The 21,451-nt window shown below is 64.9% G+C and carries 19 protein-coding genes and 2 tRNA genes; 7 read left to right on the top strand and 14 right to left on the bottom strand.

Annotation, left to right across the window (positions count from 1 at the left end; translation table 11 throughout):
- Positions 1-194: 194 nt before the first annotated feature.
- A complete protein-coding gene (locus WDC82_RS00435) occupies positions 195-476 on the bottom strand; it encodes a hypothetical protein (RefSeq protein ID WP_340115256.1) in 282 nt (93 codons plus the stop codon).
- Between the two features lie 369 nt (positions 477-845).
- On the opposite strand from WDC82_RS00435, the gene WDC82_RS00440 reads away from it, so the two are divergent.
- From WDC82_RS00440 to WDC82_RS00450, 3 genes are all read left to right on the top strand, one after another.
- Positions 846-1,937 carry a hypothetical protein gene (locus tag WDC82_RS00440; RefSeq protein ID WP_340115257.1) on the top strand — a complete coding sequence of 364 codons (1,092 nt, stop codon included), beginning with the start codon at positions 846-848 and terminating at the stop codon, positions 1,935-1,937.
- 143 nt (positions 1,938-2,080) lie between these two features.
- Entirely contained in the window at positions 2,081-2,443 is a 363-nt protein-coding gene (locus WDC82_RS00445) for a hypothetical protein (protein ID WP_340115258.1), read from the top strand.
- Between the two features lie 219 nt (positions 2,444-2,662).
- Entirely contained in the window at positions 2,663-3,166 is a 504-nt protein-coding gene (locus WDC82_RS00450) for a hypothetical protein (RefSeq protein WP_340115259.1), read from the top strand.
- A 103-nt stretch (positions 3,167-3,269) separates the two neighbouring features.
- Here the strand turns inward: WDC82_RS00450 and WDC82_RS00455 are convergent, their stop codons facing one another.
- The 4 genes from WDC82_RS00455 to WDC82_RS00470 all read right to left on the bottom strand — a co-directional run bounded on the left by WDC82_RS00455 (position 3,270) and on the right by WDC82_RS00470 (position 6,399).
- Entirely contained in the window at positions 3,270-4,223 is a 954-nt protein-coding gene (locus WDC82_RS00455; protein WP_340115260.1) for an amino acid ABC transporter substrate-binding protein, read from the bottom strand.
- Positions 4,224-4,245: 22 nt separating this feature from the next.
- Positions 4,246-4,905, bottom strand: coding sequence for a transglutaminase-like domain-containing protein (locus WDC82_RS00460; protein WP_340115261.1), 660 nt, complete (start codon positions 4,903-4,905; stop codon positions 4,246-4,248).
- Between the two features lie 257 nt (positions 4,906-5,162).
- A complete protein-coding gene (locus WDC82_RS00465) occupies positions 5,163-5,768 on the bottom strand; it encodes an HD domain-containing protein (protein WP_340115262.1) in 606 nt (201 codons plus the stop codon).
- Positions 5,769-5,931: 163 nt separating this feature from the next.
- Entirely contained in the window at positions 5,932-6,399 is a 468-nt protein-coding gene (locus WDC82_RS00470; RefSeq protein WP_340115263.1) for a hypothetical protein, read from the bottom strand.
- Positions 6,400-6,610: 211 nt separating this feature from the next.
- Between WDC82_RS00470 and WDC82_RS00475 the strand changes: the two genes are divergently transcribed.
- Both WDC82_RS00475 and WDC82_RS00480 read left to right on the top strand, forming a co-directional pair.
- Positions 6,611-7,114 carry a GNAT family N-acetyltransferase gene (locus tag WDC82_RS00475; RefSeq protein ID WP_340115264.1) on the top strand — a complete coding sequence of 168 codons (504 nt, stop codon included), beginning with the start codon at positions 6,611-6,613 and terminating at the stop codon, positions 7,112-7,114.
- A 190-nt stretch (positions 7,115-7,304) separates the two neighbouring features.
- Positions 7,305-8,018 carry a hypothetical protein gene (locus WDC82_RS00480; protein ID WP_340115266.1) on the top strand — a complete coding sequence of 238 codons (714 nt, stop codon included), beginning with the start codon at positions 7,305-7,307 and terminating at the stop codon, positions 8,016-8,018.
- 93 nt (positions 8,019-8,111) lie between these two features.
- Here WDC82_RS00480 and WDC82_RS00485 read toward each other — a convergent pair whose 3' ends face one another.
- The 4 genes from WDC82_RS00485 to WDC82_RS00500 form a co-directional block, all read right to left on the bottom strand.
- The gene (locus WDC82_RS00485; RefSeq protein ID WP_340115267.1) at positions 8,112-10,181 is read right to left on the bottom strand and encodes a methyl-accepting chemotaxis protein; all 2,070 of its coding nucleotides are present in this window, start codon (positions 10,179-10,181) and stop codon (positions 8,112-8,114) included.
- A 316-nt stretch (positions 10,182-10,497) separates the two neighbouring features.
- The gene (locus tag WDC82_RS00490; RefSeq protein ID WP_340115268.1) at positions 10,498-11,640 is read right to left on the bottom strand and encodes a slipin family protein; all 1,143 of its coding nucleotides are present in this window, start codon (positions 11,638-11,640) and stop codon (positions 10,498-10,500) included.
- A gap of 371 nt (positions 11,641-12,011) precedes the next feature.
- Positions 12,012-12,089: transfer RNA gene (locus WDC82_RS00495), tRNA-Glu, on the bottom strand.
- Positions 12,085-12,160: transfer RNA gene (locus tag WDC82_RS00500), tRNA-Asp, on the bottom strand. The genes WDC82_RS00495 and WDC82_RS00500 overlap by 5 nt, the downstream gene beginning before the upstream one ends.
- 506 nt (positions 12,161-12,666) lie before the next feature.
- On the opposite strand from WDC82_RS00500, the gene WDC82_RS00505 reads away from it, so the two are divergent.
- A complete protein-coding gene (locus WDC82_RS00505; protein WP_340115269.1) occupies positions 12,667-14,298 on the top strand; it encodes an acyl-CoA synthetase in 1,632 nt (543 codons plus the stop codon).
- Between the two features lie 289 nt (positions 14,299-14,587).
- Here WDC82_RS00505 and WDC82_RS00510 read toward each other — a convergent pair whose 3' ends face one another.
- From WDC82_RS00510 to WDC82_RS00520, 3 genes are all read right to left on the bottom strand, one after another.
- On the bottom strand, positions 14,588-15,994 hold the full coding sequence (locus WDC82_RS00510; protein WP_340115270.1) for an exonuclease domain-containing protein: 1,407 nt from the start codon (positions 15,992-15,994) through the stop codon (positions 14,588-14,590).
- A gap of 10 nt (positions 15,995-16,004) precedes the next feature.
- On the bottom strand, positions 16,005-17,567 hold the full coding sequence (locus WDC82_RS00515) for a reverse transcriptase domain-containing protein (RefSeq protein WP_340115271.1): 1,563 nt from the start codon (positions 17,565-17,567) through the stop codon (positions 16,005-16,007).
- 957 nt (positions 17,568-18,524) lie between these two features.
- A complete protein-coding gene (locus WDC82_RS00520) occupies positions 18,525-18,692 on the bottom strand; it encodes a YdcH family protein (protein ID WP_340115272.1) in 168 nt (55 codons plus the stop codon).
- 116 nt (positions 18,693-18,808) lie between these two features.
- On the opposite strand from WDC82_RS00520, the gene WDC82_RS00525 reads away from it, so the two are divergent.
- Positions 18,809-19,405, top strand: coding sequence for a UbiX family flavin prenyltransferase (locus tag WDC82_RS00525; protein WP_340115273.1), 597 nt, complete (start codon positions 18,809-18,811; stop codon positions 19,403-19,405).
- A 221-nt stretch (positions 19,406-19,626) separates the two neighbouring features.
- Here WDC82_RS00525 and WDC82_RS00530 read toward each other — a convergent pair whose 3' ends face one another.
- Together WDC82_RS00530 and WDC82_RS00535 are read right to left on the bottom strand one after the other, a co-directional pair.
- Positions 19,627-20,199, bottom strand: coding sequence for a TIGR02444 family protein (locus tag WDC82_RS00530; protein ID WP_340115274.1), 573 nt, complete (start codon positions 20,197-20,199; stop codon positions 19,627-19,629).
- The gene (locus WDC82_RS00535; RefSeq protein WP_340115275.1) at positions 20,196-21,296 is read right to left on the bottom strand and encodes an ATP-dependent 6-phosphofructokinase; all 1,101 of its coding nucleotides are present in this window, start codon (positions 21,294-21,296) and stop codon (positions 20,196-20,198) included. The genes WDC82_RS00530 and WDC82_RS00535 overlap by 4 nt, the downstream gene beginning before the upstream one ends.
- Positions 21,297-21,451 lie beyond the last annotated feature (155 nt).

A 21,451-nucleotide genomic window follows, 5' to 3' on the forward strand; every position in this document is an offset into this window, starting at 1 on the left:
ACGAACTTTATATTACCGCATTATCGCAATGGTTGTCATGGTTAATGTATGCGCCAGCTCGTTCGATTTGGGCGATCATCCTCTCGCCGCGTCGCTCTCTTGGACAGGAATTGGAAAATCAAGGTCACGCCGCATCCTTCGAGACGCGCCTTCGGCGCTCCTCAGGATGAGGCTCAGGGGGTGGGGAGAGGGCTTTACGCCGCGGCCGGGTTGACCAGCGGGGCGCGTTCGCCGGGCCTGAGCACGGTGGCGTCGTAGGGGCGGCGGGCGAAGACGTCGCGCACCATGGGGGCGAAGAACTGCAGCGGCAGGGTGTCGTAGTCGGGGTCGAAGCTCGCCTGGTCCCAGCGCTCGCAGAAGTCGGCACAGTCGTCGAAGTAGGGGTGGCCGCGGTGGCGCTCGCGCCGATCGCGGTCGAAGCCGGCGAGGTGGTGGCCGTAGTAGTAGAGCTGGAACTCGCCGTGGCGGCGCGTCACCCGCATCCCTCTCCCACGCAGGGAAGAGGAAAACCAAAAGCACCCCTCCCCTCCCTCCCCCATCAAGGGGGAGGGGGTTATAGCGGGGCCTCCCCCATACTCCTGCCTTCGCCGAAGCGGCTCCGGGCAGGCAGGTCGAGACGCCGCCTTCCGGCGGCTCCTCAGGATGATGTGGAAGGGGGATACGGCAGGGCCCGGGCCGCGTCCGGTTGAGGCGGGCGCGCTTCCATGATCCAATGCAGCCGGATGCGGCAGGGCGGGGGCGGCCAGGCGGAGATCCGGCGGTGAAGGGTGCGAATGACGGCGGGTGCGGCTTGCCGCGCGGGCGGCGCGGTCGCAGCGGAACGCCCGCGTTCCGGGGCGCGGCGATTGCGTAGCAGGCCGATGCGGCCGGCGCGGGCGCTGCTGCTGGCGATCGGGACGGCCTGCGGCGCCGCCGGGTGCGCGACGCCAGCGGCGCCGCTCTATTCCACGGACACGGCGCCGGTCGCGCTGGTCGATATCACGGGCGCCGGGGGCCGCGACCTGCGCGCGGCCTTCCGGGCGGCGGCCTGCCGCCGCCTGCCGGCGGAGGGACCGGCCTGCGACGAAGTCGTGCTGCGGCTGGCGGGCGAGGCTCCCGAGGCGGCACCGGCGGACGCGGCCCCGGCAGCGCCGCCGGAGGTGACGGAGCGGGAACTCGCCCAGCGCTTTCGCATCGGCTTCGTGCCCGGGCTGTTCGCCCAGTGCTTCGACGACTACTCGCGCGCCTTCGGCGACGCGCAGAGCGCGATGGAGGCAGCGGGCTTCACCGCCGCCTATTTCCAGGTGCCGGGACGCAGCAGCGCCGCCCGCAACGCGGACCGCCTGGCGGCGATGATCGCCGGCCTGCCGCCGGACCCCCGGCCCTTCATCCTCTTCGCCCACTCCAAGGGGCTGATCGACACCTTGGAGATGGCGCTGCGCCATCCCGAGGCGCTGGGGCAGGTCGCCGCGGTCGTCGGCGTCGCCGCCGCGGCCAACGGCAGCCCGCTGGCCGACATCCAGTCGACGCTGTACCGCAACGGCGTCGCCGGCTTCCCGCTGCCCGGCTGCGCGCCCAGCGACGGCGAAGAGATCGAGGACCTGCAGAGAGACCGCCGCCTGGCCTGGTGGCAGCGCCACCGCAAGGACATCACGGTGCCGCTCTATTCCCTGGTCGCCGCGCCGGAGGCCGACAGCCTGTCGCCGCTGGTCCGCTATTCCTACGACCGCCTGGCGCGCATCGATCCGCGCAACGACGGCAAGCTGCTGTGGTACGACCAGATCATGCCGCAGAGCGGCCTGCTGGGCTATGTGAACGCCGACCACTGGACCATCGCCTTCGATGCTTACCGCGAGATCGATGCCCTGGCCCTGACGTTCGAGGACCGGGTGCCGCGCGGCATCCTCATCCGCGCCGCCACGGAGGTGGTCGCGGCCTCGCTGGCCGGCGGCGAATAGCGGCGGCTGGTCGCTGATTAAGCGGGGATACTTTGTCGCGCCCTACGCGCCGAGAAGCTGTCCGAGTTGCGGGGAGAAGGTTGCGTAGGCCGAGGCGCCAGCGTGCGACAGCGGCAGCTTGGAAGGACTGAGGACTTCGATAAATGGAACACATCCGCGGCATCGGGAAGCTGAAGAAGTTCTCCGAGTCCCTGACGCTCTGCCGCTTTAGTACGCTTCGGCTGTTCACCCTGGATCACCAGGGACGCTATGCCTTTATTCACTGCCGCCTGAAGACTGAGCGCTTCGACCCGCCGCTGGCCATGGACCTGCGTTTCGACGGCGTGTCGAGCGTTCAGATCAAGGGCGTGGGCGGCGGTATCCTCTCCCAGATCACCGGGTTCGCCGTCGTGGACATCAGTGCCAAGGGTTGGGAAGGCATCAACTGGGAAGCCATCGACTATGAGGAAGGCAGGATCCGTTGGTACGCGGAAGACTTTCAAATCCTCGATGTGGTGCGGGTTTGAGGGGCTAAGGGCCCCCTCACCCCGACCCTCTCCCCGCTGGGGAGAGGGAGTCCCCCTCACCCAGCTGCGCCTAGGCTCGTTCCTCGCCAAGGCTTCGCATCCCTCTCCCGCGAGGGGAGAGGGGAATCATCCCTGGCCAGCAGATCGTCATGGTTCCGGCGGAAAAGCGCCGCAATCGTCCGCCACAAAAACGCTGGAGACTTTCAAAGGGGGGGGGAAATGCGGAGACATGCGGTCCTGCTTCTGCTGGGGCTCGGCCTGCCGGTGCTGCTGGCCGGCTGGATCAGCCTGGATTACACCACGGAGAGCGGCGCGGCCTGGTTCGCGGAGAACAGGCGCGACCTGCTGCGGCTGAACGCTGCTCTGCTGGCACGGCCGCAGATCACCTGGGTCGAACCGGCCCTGCGGCTTCAGTTCATACCCAATTCGAAGAACTTTTCCGCCGACGACCTGGCGGCGTACCGCGAGGTCGAGGTCATGACCAAGGACCTGGGGGTTATCAATATCCAAGCGGCCCGCGTGGGCTCGCAGATCGACGGCGAGTTGATCACGATCCGCTATCTGCTGAAGCGCAGAGGATTCCTGTTCACCAGCAGCGACGCATTGATCGTCGCGTACACTCCGAATAGCAAATACCTCGCGCACTGGCAGGAAGAGCCGGGGGCACAGATCGTCCCGCTGGATGTCGAGGGCTGGTACGCGATCGTCGATCACGACGACTGAGGGTCTCCCGGATCCTCGAGCCCCCTCACCCAGCTTCGCCTATTCGCGCACGCGCGCTAAGGCTGCGCATCCCTCTCCCACGCTGGGGGAGAGGGGTTTGGACCTACTGCCCTTCCGGGAGGGCCTGGAGGTTGTAGAGGGCGCGCAGCAAGGGTTCGTTGGAAAGCACGCCCATGCCGCCGAACCAGCGCTGGAAGATCGGCAGGATGTCGCGCGAGCGGTAGAGCGCGGCCAGGGTGCGGTCGACGGCCAGCAGGAAGTCGGGCGAGTCGCGGCGCACGGCGAGCGCATAGGGCTCATAGGAGATGAGGCGGTTGAGCAGCGTCAGCTTTTCCGGCTCGCGCGCGCGGCCGATGAGGTTCACCAGCAGGATGCGGTCGCCGAAGAAGGCGGCGATCTGCTTGTCCTCCAAGGCGGCGAGCCCGGCGTCGTAGCCGTTGAACAGCACGACCTCCACATCGACGAGGTTCAGGCGGACGATGGCCTCGCGCACGGCGTCCTCCGCCGTGGTGCCGCCCACCACGCCGACGCGCCGGCCGTTGAAGTCCACCGCCGCGCTGAAGTCGAGTTCGTCGTGCACCAGGAACTCGATGCCGGTCGCGAAGGTCAGCAGCGAGAAGGCGACCTGCTCGCGGCGCTTCAGGGTTTCCGTCGTCGAGCCGCAGAGGATGTCGATGTCGCCGTCCTGCAGCGCCTGGAAACGGGTCTCGGCCGTCACCGCGCGGTATTCGACGGCGAGATCCGGCAGGTTCAGGCTTTGCTTCAGGTCCTCGGCCACCGCCAGGCAGAGGTCGATGGTGTAGCCGACCACCGCCCCGGGGGCGCCGTGGTGCAGCCCGGTCGCCTCGGAGACCATGAAGGAGAACGGCACCGACTGCTCGCGGTGGCCGACCACCAGGGTCTTCGTATCGACGATTTTGCGCAGCGTCGGGTCGAGAGACGGGTCAAGCGTTTGCGCGGCAGCGCCGGGCCCCATCGCGAGCGCGGCGAGGGCGAGCAGCGCGGCGGCCAGGGGCGCGCGCCGTCGCTGTGCCGCGATGAAGCCCAAGCGCGCCATGATCAGATGGCCTCCGCCATGGTCAGAAAGCCTCCGCCAGGGCCGTGTTCACCAGGGCATAGAACATCTGCTGGCCGGCGTTGATCGAATAGACCGGCTTGAAGCGCTTGTGCTCGCTGTCCGGCACGACGCGGCCGTAGAGATTGTCGAGCACGAACTGGCGCCCGTCGTCGATCTCCATCACCGCGACGGCATGGCCGACGGGTTTCGAGCCGCCGGCGCTCACCTGGCCCGCGACCATCCAGATCTTCTCGATGTCGAAGCCGCCGAAGTAGGCCGACACGATGTAGACATGCGCGTAGTCGTCGCAGTCGCCGTAGCCGCGGGCGATGGTCTCCCCCGGTGTCGACCAGACGTCGCCGCGTTCGGACTGGTATTTCACCAGGGAGAAGGTTTCCTTGTAGAAGGCCTTCATCTGGGCCTCCTGCGGCTGGTCCTCGATGGTCGTCAGGAAGGCGCGCCAGGCACGCACGTCGGCCGAGCTGCTCTTGGCATAGCCCTGGTATTCCTTCAGCAGGCGGTTGTAGTACTGGTGCTGCTGGGTCTTGTCGGCGAAGGAATTCGGCAGCTTGAAGATGACCTCGTAGCGCGCCTCGGCCGCGTTGAAGGACGCGCCGGCGAGGACCAGCGCGGCGGCCAGCGCCGTGATGCTTCCGGAAGACGTCCGCTTTACCCAGGACATGACGGCACCTCCGCTGCGACACTGCCGGGAAGGAGAGGCGATCACCTGTTACCGCTGCGGGTCCGGCGGCGGGACCGGGTGCGCGCACACGCGCGATGGTCCGGGAGGCCGGCGCCGGGCCGGTCCCGCCATCTTAGTCCGCCCGGAGTTCGCGTCCAGGCTTTGTTTTCAACGAAGGCTACGCGGATGGGGTGCAGGGTGGGAGACGCCCTCCCCCGGGGGCGGGCGGCGGGCGCCCGAAGCGGGAGCGGAAGGGCCTAGGGGCCGACGGTCACCAGCGGGGCGCGTTCGCCGGGCCTGAGCACGGTGGCGTCGTAGGGGCGGCGGGCGAAGACGTCGCGCACCATGGGGGCGAAGAACTGCAGCGGCAGGGTGTCGTAGTCGGGGTCGAAGCTCGCCTGGTCCCAGCGCTCGCAGAAGTCGGCGCAGTCGTCGAAGTAGGGGTGGCCGCGGTGGCGCTCCCGGCTGTCGCGGTCGAAGCCGGCGATGAGGTGGCCGTAGTAGTAGAGCTGGAACTCGCCGTGGCGCCGCGTCACCCAGGTGCACTGCTCGCGCACGAAGGGCTTCAGGATCGCCGCGGCGTAGTCGGCGTGGCTGAAGGGCGCATGGATGTCGCCGATGTCGTGCAGCAGCGCCGTCACGATCCAGTCGGTGTCGGCGCCGTCGCGAAAGGCGCGCGTCGCGGTCTGCAGCGAGTGGCCGAGGCGCGTCACCTTGTAGCCGGAGATGCCGTCCTCCAGTGCGGCCATCGCCGCCAGCAGGCGCTCGGCGGTGTGCCGGTGGTGGTCGTACACCAAGTCGGTGAGGTAGGCGTATTCCTCCTTGGTGCCGTCCTTCATCTGCGTGAAATTGACGGATTCCATCGGCGCTCTCCGTTCGCTCTCTGAAAGCCTGCGTCCTGCAGGCTCGCTCTCGCAGGAATCCTGGGGGCCGCGCCGGGCAGCGTCAAGCGGCGGGCGCGATTGGTCCGGGGAAGTCGTGGGAATGGACCCGTGGGACGGGACGGCGGAGCGGGGCGGCAAGGCGTCAGCCGCCCGTCCCGGTTCCCCGGCCGTCGGGGCGCCGGTCAGAGGCGATGCAGTCGCCGCCCTTCAGGGCTTCGAGAATGGTGTGCAGCAGGGAATAGGTCAGCGGCTTCGGGTAGCGCGGCGCGCCTTCCATCAGCGCGTCGTCGGAGATCGATTCGCTGTAGCCGCTGATGATCGCAAAGGGGATGCCGAGCGCCTTCAGACGGCGCGCGAAGGGCGCGACGGAGCGGCCCATGAGTTCCTCGTCCAGCAGCGCGCAGGACGGCGGATCGGCCTCCAGCAGGGAGATCGCGCCTTCCACGCTGCTGGCGGGACCGAGCGGCCGGCAGCCGATCGATTCGAGCATATCGCAGATCTCGAGGCCGACGAGGAACTCGTCCTCGACGACGAGAACCGCCGTGCTCTCCTGCGGGTCGGCATCGCCGGGCGAGGCCGGGGCCGGGTTCTGCGGTACAGACTTGTTCATGCGCCGTGTCGCCTCCCTGGGGTTTGGGAATCACGGGGGGTTGGGGATCTGCGGGTTTCGGATCAGAACGTCCGGGGGGCTGAATGGTTGCCTGCCGCCGTAAGCCGCGCGGGCGACACGCGGGCGTCGGGTCTGTTCCGCGGGCCGCGAAGGCGTGCTACCAACCCCGGCGCGGCAGGCCGGTTCCGGCAGAAAACAGGGGGAGACCAGGATGGCAGCGGACAACGCCGGAGCGATCGCGGTGCGGCCCGTGCGGCGGGAGGATCACGCCCAATGGCTGGCGCTGTGGCATGCCTACAACGTGTTTTATGGCAGGTCCTGGGGGCGGAACGGCGAGCCGCCGGTCGAGCCCGAGGTGACGGCGGCGGCCTGGGCGCGCTTCTTCGACGACTCCCAGCCGCTGTGGGCGCTGGTGGCGGCCGAGGCAAGCGCCGGGGGTGACGAAGGCAGGCTGCTGGGCTTCACCCATTACCTCTTTCACCTGGGCACCAACTTTATCCAGCCGCTCTGCTACCTGGAGGACCTCTTCACCGTGGAGGCGGCGCGCGGCCGCGGCGTCGGGCGGGCGCTCATCCAGGCGGTCTGCGACGCGGCGCAGGCGGCGGGTTCGGCGCGGGTCTACTGGCAGACCCACGAGAGCAACGCCACGGCCCGGCGGCTCTACGACCGCGTGGCGGAGCGCCCGGGATTCATCATCTACCAGCGGGATCTGTAGCGGCGGGGCGGCGCGCTTCCCTCTCCCAGGGGGGGAGAGGGCTCCCCGGCCCTGCGGCAAAACGTCCCTGCGACCTTGTCGCAACTCGTGGCGGGCGGGGGTGGCGGCTATATCCCGGTCACTGGACCGCAGATCCTGACTGGCAACGAACAAGAAACCATCCCCCCTAACCGCAAGGCCTTAGATTTCGATGCGTCACCTTCCCTATGCCGTGGGCGGCTTCATGCTGCTGCCCTTCGCGGTCTGGCTCGTCTTCGAGCTGACCATCCTGCCGGGCTCGACCGTGAACCTGGACCTGCCGCTGGTGGCCGCCCTGACGGCGACCTGCGTGCCGGTGCTGGCGTGGTTCTTCCTGGTGAACCTCGGCTTCCTCGCCAACTCCATGGGCGGCGCCGACGAGTTCGCGCGGCCCGAGGCGCGCAGCGTGCGCCTGCTGATCGCGCTGTTGCCGTGGATCTCCCTCCTCGGCAGCCTCCTGAGCGTGCCCTACCTCGCCGCCGAGGGCTATCCGCCGGCACTGCTGGCGCTGCCGCCGGCGGTGGGTGCCGCGATCTTCTTCGCCATCCGCTCCGGTGAGAAAGCGCGCAACCAGGAGCGCGGGCGTCTTAAGGATTTCGAGGGCCGGGCGGCGGTGGCGCGCGCGGCGGCGCCGAAGGCGCGCCCCGGTGCGCTGAAAACCGCCGGGCGGATGCTGCTGGGCCTGCTCTACGCCGTGCCGCTGGCCGGCTGGCTGCTGCAGGACGCGGTCGAGGGCAGCGGCAGCGCCAAGGCCTTCTTCGCCTTCAACGGCTTCCTGCTGCTGGCCGCGGCGATCGCCGTATTCGGCTACCCGGTGCTGATCGTCGCCGCGCTGACCGCGGTGCCGGTGATCTTCGCCGGCCTCTTCGTGCTGACCTGGAGCTGACGGGGGCTCGCCCCCTCACCCAGCTTCGCCTAAGCGCGATCTTAGATCGCGCCAAGGCTGCGCATCCCTCTCCCACGCAGGGGAGAGGGGACATCAGGCGGCCTTCACGGACTCCAGGAAGTCGTGCACCTCGCGCTGCAGCTCGCCGGCCTGGGCGGTCAGCGCGTCGGCGGCGCTGAGCACCTGGGCGGCGGCCGAGCCGGTCTGCGCGGCCCCGTCGTTCACGCCGCCGATGTTGGCGGAAACGTCGGAGGTGCCGGCGGCGGCCTGCTGCACGTTGCGGGCGATCTCGTTGGTCGCGGCGTTCTGCTGCTCCACCGCCGCGGCGATCGCGGAGGCATTCTCGTTGATGCTGGCGATGATGCTGCGGATGCCGTCGATGGCGCTGACCGCGTCGCCGGTGGCCTCCTGCATGCCGCCGATCTGCTTGGAGATCTCCTCGGTGGCCTTGGCGGTCTGCGTCGCCAGTGATTTCACCTCGCCGGCGACGACGGCAAAGCCCTTGCCCATCTCGCCGGCGCGCGCCGCCTCGATGGTGGCGTTCAAGGCCAGCAGATTGGTCTGCTCGGCGATGTCGGAGATCAGGCCAATGACCTCGCCGATCTTCTGCGCGGCCTCGTCCAGGCCCTTCACCCGCTGGGTGATGTTCTCGGTCTCGCTCACCGCCTTGCCGGTGTAGTCGTTCGACTGCGCGACCTGGCGCGAGATCTCGCCGATCGACGACGACAGCTCCTCGGCGCCCGACGCGGCGGTCCGCACGTTGGAGGAAGCCTCCTCCGCGGCGCCGGTCACCACCTTGGCCTGGGTCGCCGTCTCCTCGGCGATGGAGGACATCTTCCGGGCGACCTCGCGCATCTCCGCGCAGGAGGCCGTGACGGCGCCCAGCACCTGCTTGGACTTTTCGTCGAAGCCCTTGCAGAAAGCCTCGATCTGGCGGGCACGCGCCTCACGGCCCGCCTGCTCCTTCTGCTGGTCGGCGGCCAGCTCGCGCGCCTTCACGCCGTTCTGCTTGAAGACTTCGACGGTGCCGGCCATGACGCCGATCTCGTCGCGATCGTCGGCGTGCGGCACGGCGACCGAGAAGTCGTCGGCGGCCAGCTTCTGCATGGCGCCGGCCAGCGAGGCGATGCGCCCGGAAACGTTGCGCCCGATGTAGAAAGCCAGGCTGATGGCCGCGGCGAAGGAAACCAGGGTGACGATGCCGAGCAGCAGCACGCCTTCGCTTTTCTTCCAACGCAGGTCGGCCACGCCCGCCGTCATCGCGGCGTGGATCGCTTCCTCGGCGATGTCGGCGCTCTCGATGAGGCCCTCGAAGGAGGCATCGAAAATCTCGTCGGCCTCGCTGCCGGCGGCGCCCACCTGCACGACCGAGCGGGCGCGCTCGACGGCGAGGTCGCTCAGCTCCTGAATGGCGGTCAGCAGCTCGGAGGCACCGGCCATGCCGTAGGTGTCGCCGAGCTGGGCGACGAGGGCCTGAGCTTCGGCGAAGTTGCCGGTCGCCTCGGCGATGTCCTCGCCGGCGTCGCCGCCGAGCACCTCTTCCACCATCAGGTGGCCGTTGGCCAGCAGGTAGCGCGCGGTGCCGGCCAGGCGCTGCGCCTCGGCACTGTTGGCCAGGAAGCCGCCGTTGGCACCCTCGGCGATGCCGGTGATGAGGGAATCGTAGAGCGCGTCGAAGCGCTCGTCGGCGCCGCTGCCGACGCCCTGGCGCTCGGCCAGCGAGGCGTGGCGGGTCTGCGCGACGGCGACGAAGGCGTCGAGATCCTTCAGCAGGGTATCGACGTTCCGGCGCACCACCGGATCGGTGCTGGCGTAGAAGCGGCCCTCTTCGTTCTCACCGCCGTTGAGGATCGCGTTGGCATAGAAGCGCGCGTCCTCCAGCAGATCCCACACGACCTGAATGTCCTCGCCGGCGTCGCCGGCCATGATCTCCTCGAAGATCAGGTGGGCCCCGGTGGCGGACAGCTTGATCTCCATCGCGGCGTCGCCCAGCGGTGCCAGGCGTTCGGCGACCAGCACGCCGTCCTCGCCCAGGCTGTTGGCGGTCCAGCCGCCGATGAGTCCGGCCAGGCCGGTCAGCACCGCCAAGACGAAAAAAGCGGAGAAGGTCTTGGCCTTGACGCTCAGGCTCTTCAGAAAATGCGATGCTTTGGCGGCAGACATGGCGGCACTCACTCCTCGAGCCGCGCTGGTCCCCTCACGCGGCAATTTGTCGCAAAGAAGTGCCTAGAGCTAACACCAGAGCATTAACAGAGATTGAGTCGGCCGCCAGGAAATGAATGGGAATAAGCGCGAAGCGCCGCTTCGGATTTCTTCTTATCTAATTCGGCACTTCTGCTTGATCGTCTTTAAACTGGAACGACAAAGCGTGTTGTTCTGGGGATGAGATTTGGACGCGCTGGAAGACGGGGCCGGGATCACCTTCCGTCGGATGATCCCGGCCCCGCTGGCAATCCGGTGAATCGCCGGCCGCTGGGGTTCACACCTTACGCGGCCGGATCCGCACCAGATCCTCGAGGACGCCGTCGAGGCCGTTGGCGACAACGACGTTACCCACCTTCTCGGACACCTTCTCCAGCGCCTCGAGCTCCTTCAGCCGCAGGAGGATCGGGTTGTCCTCCATCAGCTTGGCGGTGTTGAGGAGGGAGCGCGTCGCCGCGGTCTCCTCACGCCGCTTGATGACGTTGGCCTGCGCGGTCTTCTCCGCCTCGATGACCCGGTTCATCAGTTCCCGCACGTCACCGGGCAGGATGATGTCCTTCACACCGACGGAGGGGACCTTGAGGCCCGCGTCGCCGAGCTTGGGCAGTACCAGCGCCTCGATCGCCTGGTTGATGCCCAGCTTGTCGCCGAGCACCTCCTCCAGCGTCCGCGTGCCGATGACCTGCCGCAGCGCGAACTGAAGCTCCTTGTAGAGGAAGTCCTTCAGGTCCGCGGTCAGCGTCACCGCCTTCACCGGATCGACGATCCGGAAGACGGCGGTGAGGTTGGCCCGGATGCCGATCCGGTCCTTGGTCAGCAGCTCCTGGCCGGTCACCTCCAGCGCCTGCAGACGCAGGTCGAAGGCCACCGCCTGGACCTTGCGCACCGCCTTCACGAAGGCATAGCGGCCCGGCTTCAGCTGCCGGTCCAGCACGCCGTCGACGTAGAGCAGAACGACGCTGTCGGCGGCCACCTCGACCACCGCCACCAGGTCACGCACGGCCGGGTCCTTCGCCGCCAGCCGCACCAGGGGCGCGACCAGCCGCTGCGGCACGGCGACGGCCTCGGTGGCATCCACCGTCTCCAGGCTCATCTCCCGCAGGTGCCGGGCGTAGAATGCCTTGCGCTGCGGCGCGACCACGTCGACCAGCTTGCCGTCGGCGTAGACGAAGCCGGCCTCGCCGTCACCCATGTCGGCGACGAGGAAGTAGGCCTCGACCACCCGCGGGTGGGTCAGGTACAGCGCGTCCAGCGCCACGTCCTTCACCGGCTGTGCCCGCAGGTCCAGCGTCACCACGCCGAAGCTGCCGCGGCCGCGCAGGATGCGGTGCACGCCCGGCTCCAGCACCCGAACGAAAGCCCGATTGCGGTAGAGCAGACCGAGCTCGTAGTCGGCAATCTTCACGGTCCTGTAGAACATCGGACCAATCCTTTCTTCTTTTCTTCTTGTCTCTCTTTTCTCGTTGTCGCCCGCGCGAGAGGCCGGAACCGAAGAATGAATTTCGGGAATAAGGTTGAGGAACACCGGAAGAGCCCCGACAGCGTGGGCCGGGCGGCCCCGGCGCCCTCCCTCCACCGGCCGCGCGGGCCGCCAGGGTTCCGCCCGCAAGAAATCGCGGGACGGCGTGCCGGCGGTCCTTGCGGACAGCGTCGGAGGGCGCGGTGGAGACGCGCGGAAGCCCTTGCCGCCCGGCCCCTGCCCTTCCCCGCAACCTTTCGGCGGCGGTTCTGGACGAGGCCTGGCGCTCTTCCGGCATCCTTCGTCTTTGGATCAGCTTTACAGGCTGAGTTTCGCGATGGCGGGAGTTGAACCCGCGACAGCTGGAGTGAAAATCCAGTGCTCTAACCCACTGAGCTACATCCATGGCGCCGAACACGGGAATTGAACCCGTGACCCCCGGATCGACAATCCGGTGCTCTCACCACTGAGCTAGTTCGGCCGCAAGGTACTCATTGCCCGACACACGCAAGACGCATTACGAGCGTCCAGCGCGCCGGCCGGGTGCACGAACCCGGACCTGAAGGGCGGTCTGCCAAGTACCAAACGAATGAAGGCTCCTGATCCTCTCGCGAGGGATGCCTATCGTCGTTTTCTCTGTGATGCTGTCATCTATTCCTGCCTCCGTTGTTCGCATTGCGCCGGGGCAGGAGTCGCGCGGAAACCGCGGGGCTCTAGACCCGGTGGGTGTGTGCCCCTTCCGGGCGCAAGTGACGATCCATAAAGGTCATCGGGTTTCCGTTTCGCGTTGACCGCGCGCGGGGTTGCGTGCGGGAGGCGGGATATAGTCCAGGTCCGATTCCGGAATCAAGAAAAACTTGCGGTTGATGGCAAGAAAGACCGATCGTGTAAAATCGGCGGGCAAGGCGATGACAAAAGTTGCGTGCGCGAAAGTGGGGCGCTACCTCTCTTTGCCGGAAAAGGGGCCGCAGGCAGGTGGGAGCGACGATGGACGACGCACGTAACCCTTTCGAGACCGACCTGGCGCGCGGGCCGGCGAATCACGTGGCGCTCAGCCCCTTGAGCTTCCTGCCGCGCGCGGCAGCCGTCTACCCTGAGCGCTGCGCCGTCATTCACGGCGATCTCCGCTACACCTGGGCGCAGGTCTACGACCGCTGCCGCCGCCTCGCTTCGGCGCTCGCAAAGCGCGGCATCGGCAAGGGCGACACCGTCGCCGTCATGGCGCCCAACACGCCGCCCTGCCTGGAAGCGCACTTCGGCGTCGCCGCCGCCGGCGCGGTGCTGAACGCCCTCAACGTGCGCCTGGACGCCGCCACCATCGCCTTCACCCTGAACCACGGCGAAGCCAAGGTCCTCATCACCGACCGCGAGTTCTCCGGCGTCATCGAGGACGCGCTGAAAGAGGTCAGCCACGAAATCCTGGTCATCGACATCGACGATCCTCTCGGCGAAGGCGGCGCGCTTTTGGGCGAGACGGACTACGAGTCCTTTCTGGCGACCGGCGATCCCGAGTTTCCTTGGCGCCTGCCGGACGACGAATGGGAGTCGCTGTCGCTGCTCTACACCTCCGGCACAACCGGCAATCCCAAGGGCGTCGTCTACCATCACCGCGGCGCCTACCTGAACGCCATCGGCAACATGCAGGTCTGGGGCATGGGACCGCACCCGGTCTATCTCTGGACCCTGCCGATGTTCCACTGCAACGGCTGGTGCTTTCCCTGGACGGTGACCGCGCTGGCCGGCACCCACGTCTGCCTGCGCCAGGTGCGCGCCAAGGCGATCTACGACGCCATCGCGGACCACGGCGTGACGCACCTCTGCGGCGCGCCCATCGTCATGCAGCTGCTGCTGGGCGCGACCGACGACGACAAGCGCGTCTTCGATCACCAGGTGAAGTTCATGACCGCGGCGGCGCCGCCGCCGGCCGCCGTGCTGGCCGCGATGCAGGACGCGGGCATCGAGGTGACTCACGTCTACGGCCTGACCGAGGTCTACGGCCCCGCCGTGGTCTGCGCCTGGCACCGTGAATGGGACGAGCTCGACATCGAGCTGCAGGCGGCGATGAAGTCGCGCCAGGGCGTGAACTATCCGGTGCTGGAAGGCCTGATGGTCGCCGATGCCGAGACGCTCGCCCCCGTGCCGCGTGACGGCGAGACCCTGGGCGAGGTCTTCATGCGCGGCAACGTGGTGATGAAGGGCTACCTGAAGAACGCGGCGGCGACCGAGAAGGCCTTCGCCGGCGGCTGGTTCCACACCGGCGACCTGGGCGTCTGGCATCCCGACGGCTACATCGAGCTGAAGGACCGCTCCAAGGACATCATCATCTCCGGCGGCGAGAACATCTCCTCCATCGAGATCGAGAACGCGCTCTACGGCCATCCGGCGGTGGCCGGTGCCGCCGTGGTCGCCAAGCCCGACGACAAGTGGGGCGAGACCCCTTGCGCCTTCGTCGAGCTGAAGCCGGGCGCAACAGCCGACGAGGCGGAGCTCATCGCCTTCTGCCGCCAGCGCCTCGCCTCCTTCAAGGCGCCCCGCAAGGTGGTCTTCGGCCCGCTGCCCAAGACCTCCACCGGCAAGATCCAGAAGTTCGTGCTGCGCAGCCAGGCCCGCGATCTTTAGAGGGGAGGGTTTAGCGGGGCGCCTTAGCTGATTCATCCTCTTCTTGGGAATTGCCCGGAGAGGTCCGCTGGTAACGGCATGTCCGACGTGGCGACTGGAATGTTGATGGGCGCCTTTGTTCCAGGTCCGAACATCACTCCTTTACCCCCTGTGGCGGGCAAACCTTGATCCGGCTGCGCCGGGCACACCCAACAAAGCTCCAAAGAAAAGCGTGCGCGTAGAAGACTGCCATTCTCCGAAGCCGATCCGGCGGAGCATATACCGCGCTTTTACAGATGTTTACGCGCGACTATTTCGTTGAAGCCAGTGAACGCTCTATTTTATGAAGCCAGCCCTCGATCTCCTGAGTCGCATTCTCATGGGGCGACGCTTTGCGAATCTCATCAAGTTCAGAACGTGCAATGGCTACTGTCCGCCAAAGATTCTGGTCGGGGTTCTGACCCAGTAATCTGTCCCTTATTCCTTGTTTGACCCGAGATCTATCGCTTTTCGAAAGACTCTCTGGAGCCATCAAGAAAATGAGCCTTTGTGCGATCTGCTGAAACCTTGGATCGTTGAACTTCCGAATGAGGCTTGCCCTTTGAGACCAAGGTGTTTCTGCAAAATTTCGCATCACCATTTCGTCATGTTTGCCTGGAAACCCTTCGAAAATCCTTTGCTCTAAAGCTCTTGGTTCCGGCCACTCTTCTCTCATTTTCGTTGCGAGCTTCACTAGGATGGCCCTTCGCTCGGGGGACGCGAGAAACGCAGCTTCTTCTGCCACTCTCTTGGATGGCACAATCCCAAGGTGCGCTCCGGCCTCATACTGGCTAGCAGCAATAGGAAACATGTTCTCCTTGAAACGTCGAATCCGAAATGTATGGCTCGTGATGAGCATCTCCTGTGATGAGATCGTATTCGAGAAGAATCTTCGCCAGTCGGCCTCCAATTTGGCCACAAACTTGGCTGATTTCTGTTTGTTATCAGAACCGATTGGAAGCCCCCACCAACCAGGGCGGCCGTCCTTAGAAGGTTCTGCAAAAAAGATAGGCTTCCCTGTATTCACTAGCCGAGACGCAAATTCTCGATCGGAACAGTCCAAGAACAGGGCCCATAGCGCTTGGGACCTCGATGCGATTTTCTTGCAAATGTGAATGACGGCCAGCACATCTCCCAAGGCATCATGCGCATCGGTGTGAGCGTATCCATTCAATGGGGCAAGCCGATCCAAACGAAATATAGGGCGACCAGATGCAATGTTAGGCACTACAAGTGCATGCGGTGAGATCCTCGACATAGCACGCACTAGAGGCAAAACGTCCGCCCTAGCGTTGCCATGAGTGACGGTTAGGTAAGGCGGGTTCAATGTTTGCCACAGCGCCCGTTGCAGAAGCGGCTCATCGAACTGGAATGAGTTGTACCCAATGAAGAGTGCAGGAGACCAGGATCGCAACCTCTCCTGTATACTCGCCATCATATCGGGAAATTGTGGCAGATTAGGGTTGTCAATTTGACTTGGCGAAATGCCGGTAACGATCATCGCACTGGGCGACGGGACTATCCATGGCAATCGTCGGCACCTGATATTTATGCGATCAAGCTCTTTAAAGCTCTTGTCGGTCAATATGGCCGCAAACTGAATAATTTGATCAAACTCAACATTCGTTCCGGTTGTTTCGGTATCATAAAATACAAAATTTCGAGTATCGCCAGACACATTATCGCTCTCAATAATATGAATATGGCGGAGGTTCGACGCCCTCTAGGCCAAATGTATAGTAGTATTTGCGCGCAGCTCGCCAGCCTCGAACAAAGCTAGGGAGACGCGGGTTCGGGCAATTTGGGCCACGCCATGCTCTCTTGTCGAGCCATTGGCCGAGGATGAGTTCCTCGGCCGAGGGCGAGAGGCCTTTTCGCTTGTACTTGATCTTCAGAATGCGCTGCCTCTTCCTCATTGCAAGCCGTAGGCTCACAAGCAACCAGCGATCCAACTCCTTAAGCGTTTCAGCGTCTTCAAGAAGGGCGTAAAATCCCATCAAGCCCCGCATCTCGCGTAGCTTGTCGCCACCGTTGAGAAATTTAGTGATCTCTTCCTCTTCGAGTCCGCCATAGAGGTATCCTCGCAACTCAAGAACGAGTCCAAGAAGGTCCCAGTCGTATGGCTTGCGTACCGTGCGGCAGCGGTTCTTATTGAATCCAAATTTTTTAGGATACTGAATCAGATAGACTTGTATAAGCCGTGACATTTTCGCGATTATACGTGCCCGGACATGATCGGGGATCTTAAGGCCGCCCTTGGTAAACCGATATCCAAGATAGTCGAATCCAGAATAACTTCTAATTTCCGCTTCATCTTTGCCAATGATAGCGATTCCGGGCGATTTCTTCTCATTTATTATGAGGCCACTGTTCTGGCAGTGCTCGATAAACGTCTCTTCAAGTTCCTCCGCTTCAGCGTAGGTCGAGCAAAGGGCAACTACGTCGTCCGCGTACCTGACAAAGCGTCCTGATTTCCGTTCCAAGGAACGATCAAGCTCGTGGTTGGCGAGATTCGCAAGAAGAAGTGAGACAGACGAGCCTTGCGGCGTGCCAATGTGCCGCCTCGCGAAATCTCCAATTAGATAGTCAGAAACGCTCGCAAACTGGTGTCGCATGAACTCCTTTAGTACGAAGCGCTCATGGGGCGTAACAGCTACAAGCTCTCTATCGTCAATACATCGCTCCATGTATCGAGTTGGGATAGTGTCGAAGTATTTTTGAAAATCGATCTGCACGGCAAACAATCTTTGATCAGTCATGAACCCTTTCAGGGCCAAGATAGCATCAAACACATCACGTTCAGGGTGGTAAGCGTAAGAAAAGGGCGAAAGTCTCTTGATATTCCGATCCCTGGCCCTTCGAAGCACCACGTTTGCCAGCGCCGCATCTGGGATGGCAAAAGCCATAATCTCCCTGACTCCGCCTTGAGGCTTAGGAATCTGATACCTGACCGCCGGTACCGGCTCGTAGGTGGCATCAAGGACCTTTTTCCAAATCGTCTTTGCGATGATGTTAGCGTTTCTCGCGCAATGGGTAGGATCAAAGTGTCGATGAACTTTCGCCAGCGAGGATGCTGGCTTCGGCAGTCCTGCTTTCAATCCAGTCCGCTTCTCAAATTTTTGCCGATCCTGACGCGCCTTTGCATCGCGGCCATTGTTTCGCCGCCCTGCGCGCCGGCAAAGTCTTTTGATTTCCTGTTTTAGAGCTTTTTCCATGAGGGCGGCGAGGGGTCTTAGATCAAGGGTTTCCACTGACGAAGCGTACCTAAGGGCTTATCGTCACCCCTCAGCGCATTGGTGCCTCGACACCAGGTAACTTGACCCCTCGCCTAGGCTACTACGCCATTCAAAAAAAGTGTCGAGATTAGCTGGCGACGTCAAGCTATTTGAGCGTTAACAACTGGAAGAAAAATGAAAAACTGCCATAGACCAGTCTGCTAGGCGAACAAAAGGTTAGCCAGAAAGGGGCCTGCATGCCATGACGAGCGTGTTGCCAAGTACATAGCAACGATCTTGGATCTCGTTACTTATCAGGCGGCAATCGCCTCGACCCGCGTTCTATACGCGCCCGCCTGCGGCTACACAATTCGACTACTCTGCTGGTCACAATCCGCGGAGCACCGGGCGTGACCGTGCTGCCCAAGTTGGTCGCAACAACGACACCGATCGCCTTCTGTGAGATCGCTAAGCCAATTACGCAGTGCCAGATTGGCCTGATCAGCCGTTCTATGGATTTGCCCGGTCCAGCAATGCTCGCCTTTGCAGATTTCGCCCCATTCCACGTGCCAGCAAGGAAAGGAACCTGCTGACGGACTTCTAGCGGGAGTCGAGGCGAATGATCGCTGCTGCTGCCAACTGTTTCTCAGAACTCCAGTCTGAATTTGGCATGATCCGCTCCGGCTCAACTTGAGTCCCGTGGCCCGGCTGCGGGCAGACCGGCGTCCAGCCTTAGCGAGGACGCTTCCCCCAAATACAAAACCGCGCCCTTCGGTCCCTCTCGAACTGAGGGTGAAGGACGCGGTGGAAGCGTCGGATGCCTGCTTGTCTGTCCGTCGTGCCGGCGACTGCTTTTGTGGCTGCTTTTCGCTTCTGCTTTTGCTGCTCTCCTGAAGGGTTCCTTCCCTTCGGCACGGGCCTGCCTGGCTGCCAGATGACCGGCGCCTGCGTATCAGGCGTTGCTTGACTGAGGCTTTGTGCTTGGGAGTTTGGCTAGCTGTCCATGTGTCCCGCGATTTCGTCCTTGATCCGGAGTTTTTCGCGTTTAAGTTCAATAATCCGGAGATCGTCGGGATGCGGCCTGTGTTCTTCCTCGTCGATTGCGTTTTCGATAGCCGCGTGCTTGGTTCGCAACGACGCGATACGCTCATCTGCTGGCATTCGGAACCTCCAATGAGCCTCTAGGTACCCGAATATGCTAGACCAGGGACCGTTCGATTGCAATTCGATGACGCCCCCGGCGCGTGGAAAAACTTAGGTTAAGTTAGGTTAAGTCTGTGACCCAAAATCAGCGGTTGATCGTCGGCATCAGCGGGGCAAGCGGCGTGCGCTATGGCGTGCGCCTGCTGGAGATGCTGCGCGATCTGCCGGTTGAGAGCCACCTGGTGATGTCCAAGGCGGCGGAGATCACCCTGGCCTACGAGACCGAGCTGAAAGTGGCCGAGGTGACGGCCCTGGCCGACAAGGTCTATCCCGCCGGCGACGTCGGCGCGGCGATCTCCAGCGGCTCCTTCCAGACCCTCGGCATGGTGATCGCCCCCTGCTCGGTGCGCTCTATGTCGGAAATCGCAACCGGCGTCACCTCGAACCTGCTGACCCGCGCCGCCGACGTGGTGCTGAAGGAACGCCGCCGCCTGGTCCTCATGCTGCGCGAGACGCCGCTGCACACCGGCCACCTGCGCTCCATGCTGGCGCTGTCGGAGATGGGCGCGATCATCGCGCCGCCGGTGCCCGGCTTCTACGCCAACCCGCAGTCGATCGACGACATGGTCGACCACACCCTCGGGCGCGTGCTCGACCTCTTCGGCCTCGACGCCGGCACGGTGAAACGCTGGGGCGAGGACGCCGGCAAGATCCGCCCCCTGCGGGGCTGAAGGGCAAGGTCCGCCCCCTGCGCGGCTGAAGGGCAAGGTCCGTCCGCTGCGGAGTTAGCGCCGCACAGGGCCGGCCCGCCGCCCATCCTTCGAGACGGCTGCTGCGCAGCCTCCTCAGGATGAGGTCAATCATTTTATGTTCCACCCTCATCCTGAGGAGCCGCCGCAAGGCGGCGTCTCGAAGGATGGACCACAGGCAGGGTGCCTTTTCCCGCAGCCCGCTAGCCGAGGTCCTCGAGAATGCGGATGGCGTGGACCGGCGCCACTTGCGGGCAGGCGCCGTGCAGGATGGCGGCGAGGTCGGCGAAGTCGTCGTCGGTCGGCCGCGGCTTGAAGCGGGTGAGATAGAGATGGAGGTTGGCGGCGGCCTCCTCCGGCGCGCCTTCACCGGCCACGATTTCGATCTCCTGATAGAGCACCAGCTGCTCCAGCATCTCGGCCTGCAGCTCCAGCGACTTCACCTCTTCGCGGAAAGCCTCGCCGAGGTCGTCGGGCACGGCGGTCTGCTGCTTCAGCCAGCGCCGCGCGGCGCGCAGCGGTCCCACCACGTTGTCGTGCCAGGGCCGCGAGGCCGAGCGCAGCAGGCCGATGTCGCCGCCGTCGAACCGCCGTCCCTGCACGCCGGCCCAGGCGCAGAACAGCAGGAGGTTCACGTCCAGCCCGTGGCGGTCCTGCAGCTCCAGGCAGGCCTCGGCCACGCCGGGGCGTGCATAGAGGGCGCCGGAGAACTGCCAGAAGGGCGTCTCCTCCGGGGAAACGGAACCGCTGCGTTCCCGATACCCATGCTTGGTCATGGCCGGAATTCTCCGAGATAGATACCAAGCCCCTGGGCAGTGTGCACCAAGGGCCCGTCCAGATCGACGGCTTTGTAGCCGGCGATGGCCTCGCTGATCGGGATGTCGATGACCTGGCGCCCGCTCCAGGCGACCATGCGGTCGAAGTGCCCCTCGGCAATGAGGTCGACGGCGCGCACGCCGAAGATCGAGGCCATGAGGCGGTCGCGGTCGGTCGGCAGGCCGCCGCGCTGCAGATGGCCCAGGACGGTGACCCGGGTCTCCGAGCCGGTCTCCTCGGCGATGCGCGCGGCCAGGTAGTGGCCGACGCCGCCGTAGGTCTGGGCGCCGCTGGCCTGGGTCTGCCTGACCGCCTCGCCGGCCTCGGTCTTGACCGCCTCGGCCACCACCACCAGGGCGAAGTTGCGCCCCTGGGCCTTCAGCGCCTCGATCTTGGCGGCGATGCCCGCCAGGCTGTAGGGGATCTCGGGGATCAGGATCACGTCGGCGCCGCCGGCGATGCCGGCCGCGATGGCGATGTGGCCGGCGTCGCGGCCCATGACCTCCAGCACCATCACCCGCGAATGGCTGGCCGCCGTCGGCTGCAGCTGGTCGAGGGCGTCGGTGGCGACCTTCACCGCCGTGGCATAGCCGATCGAGAGCTCGGTGTGGCCGAGGTCGTTGTCGATGGTCTTGGGGATGGTCACCAGGTCGATGCCGCCCTGCTGCGCGAGGCGCCGGAGGATCGCCTGGCTGCCGTCGCCGCCGATGCCGATGAGGGCGTCCAGTTCGAGCTGGCGGTAGCCCTCGATGACCTCGGCGGAGCGGTCGCGGCGGCTGCCGTCGGGCATCGGGTAGTCGAAGGGGTCACCCTTGTTGGTGGTGCCCAGGATGGTGCCGCCGCGGCGCAGCAAGGTGCCATCCAGCAGGTCGAGGCTGAGCGCCATGGTCTCCGCCTCCACGGGGCGGGCCAGCAGTCCGGCGGTGCCGTTGCGGATGCCGACCACCTGCCAGCCGTAGTGGCCGGTGGCGCGCAGCACCACCGCCCGCAACGCGGCGTTGAGACCGGCGCAATCGCCGCCACTGGTGAGAACCCCGATCCGCTTCGGACTTGCCATCTGGCCTGTTTTCCCCGTCACCCCTGCCGCCTTCGCAACGAAAAACGCTTTTCGGGGCAGACTTTAGCAGCTTATGGGACTAGAAATCTCGGGTTGCGGGCAGTCTGCGCGCAATCGGGGCGGCCAGCCCGCAAGACTCCCGCCCCAAGACTCCC

Origin of the sequence: Pelagibius sp. 7325 (assembly GCF_037652055.1) — a bacterium.
GTDB lineage: Bacteria > Pseudomonadota > Alphaproteobacteria > Kiloniellales > Kiloniellaceae > Pelagibius.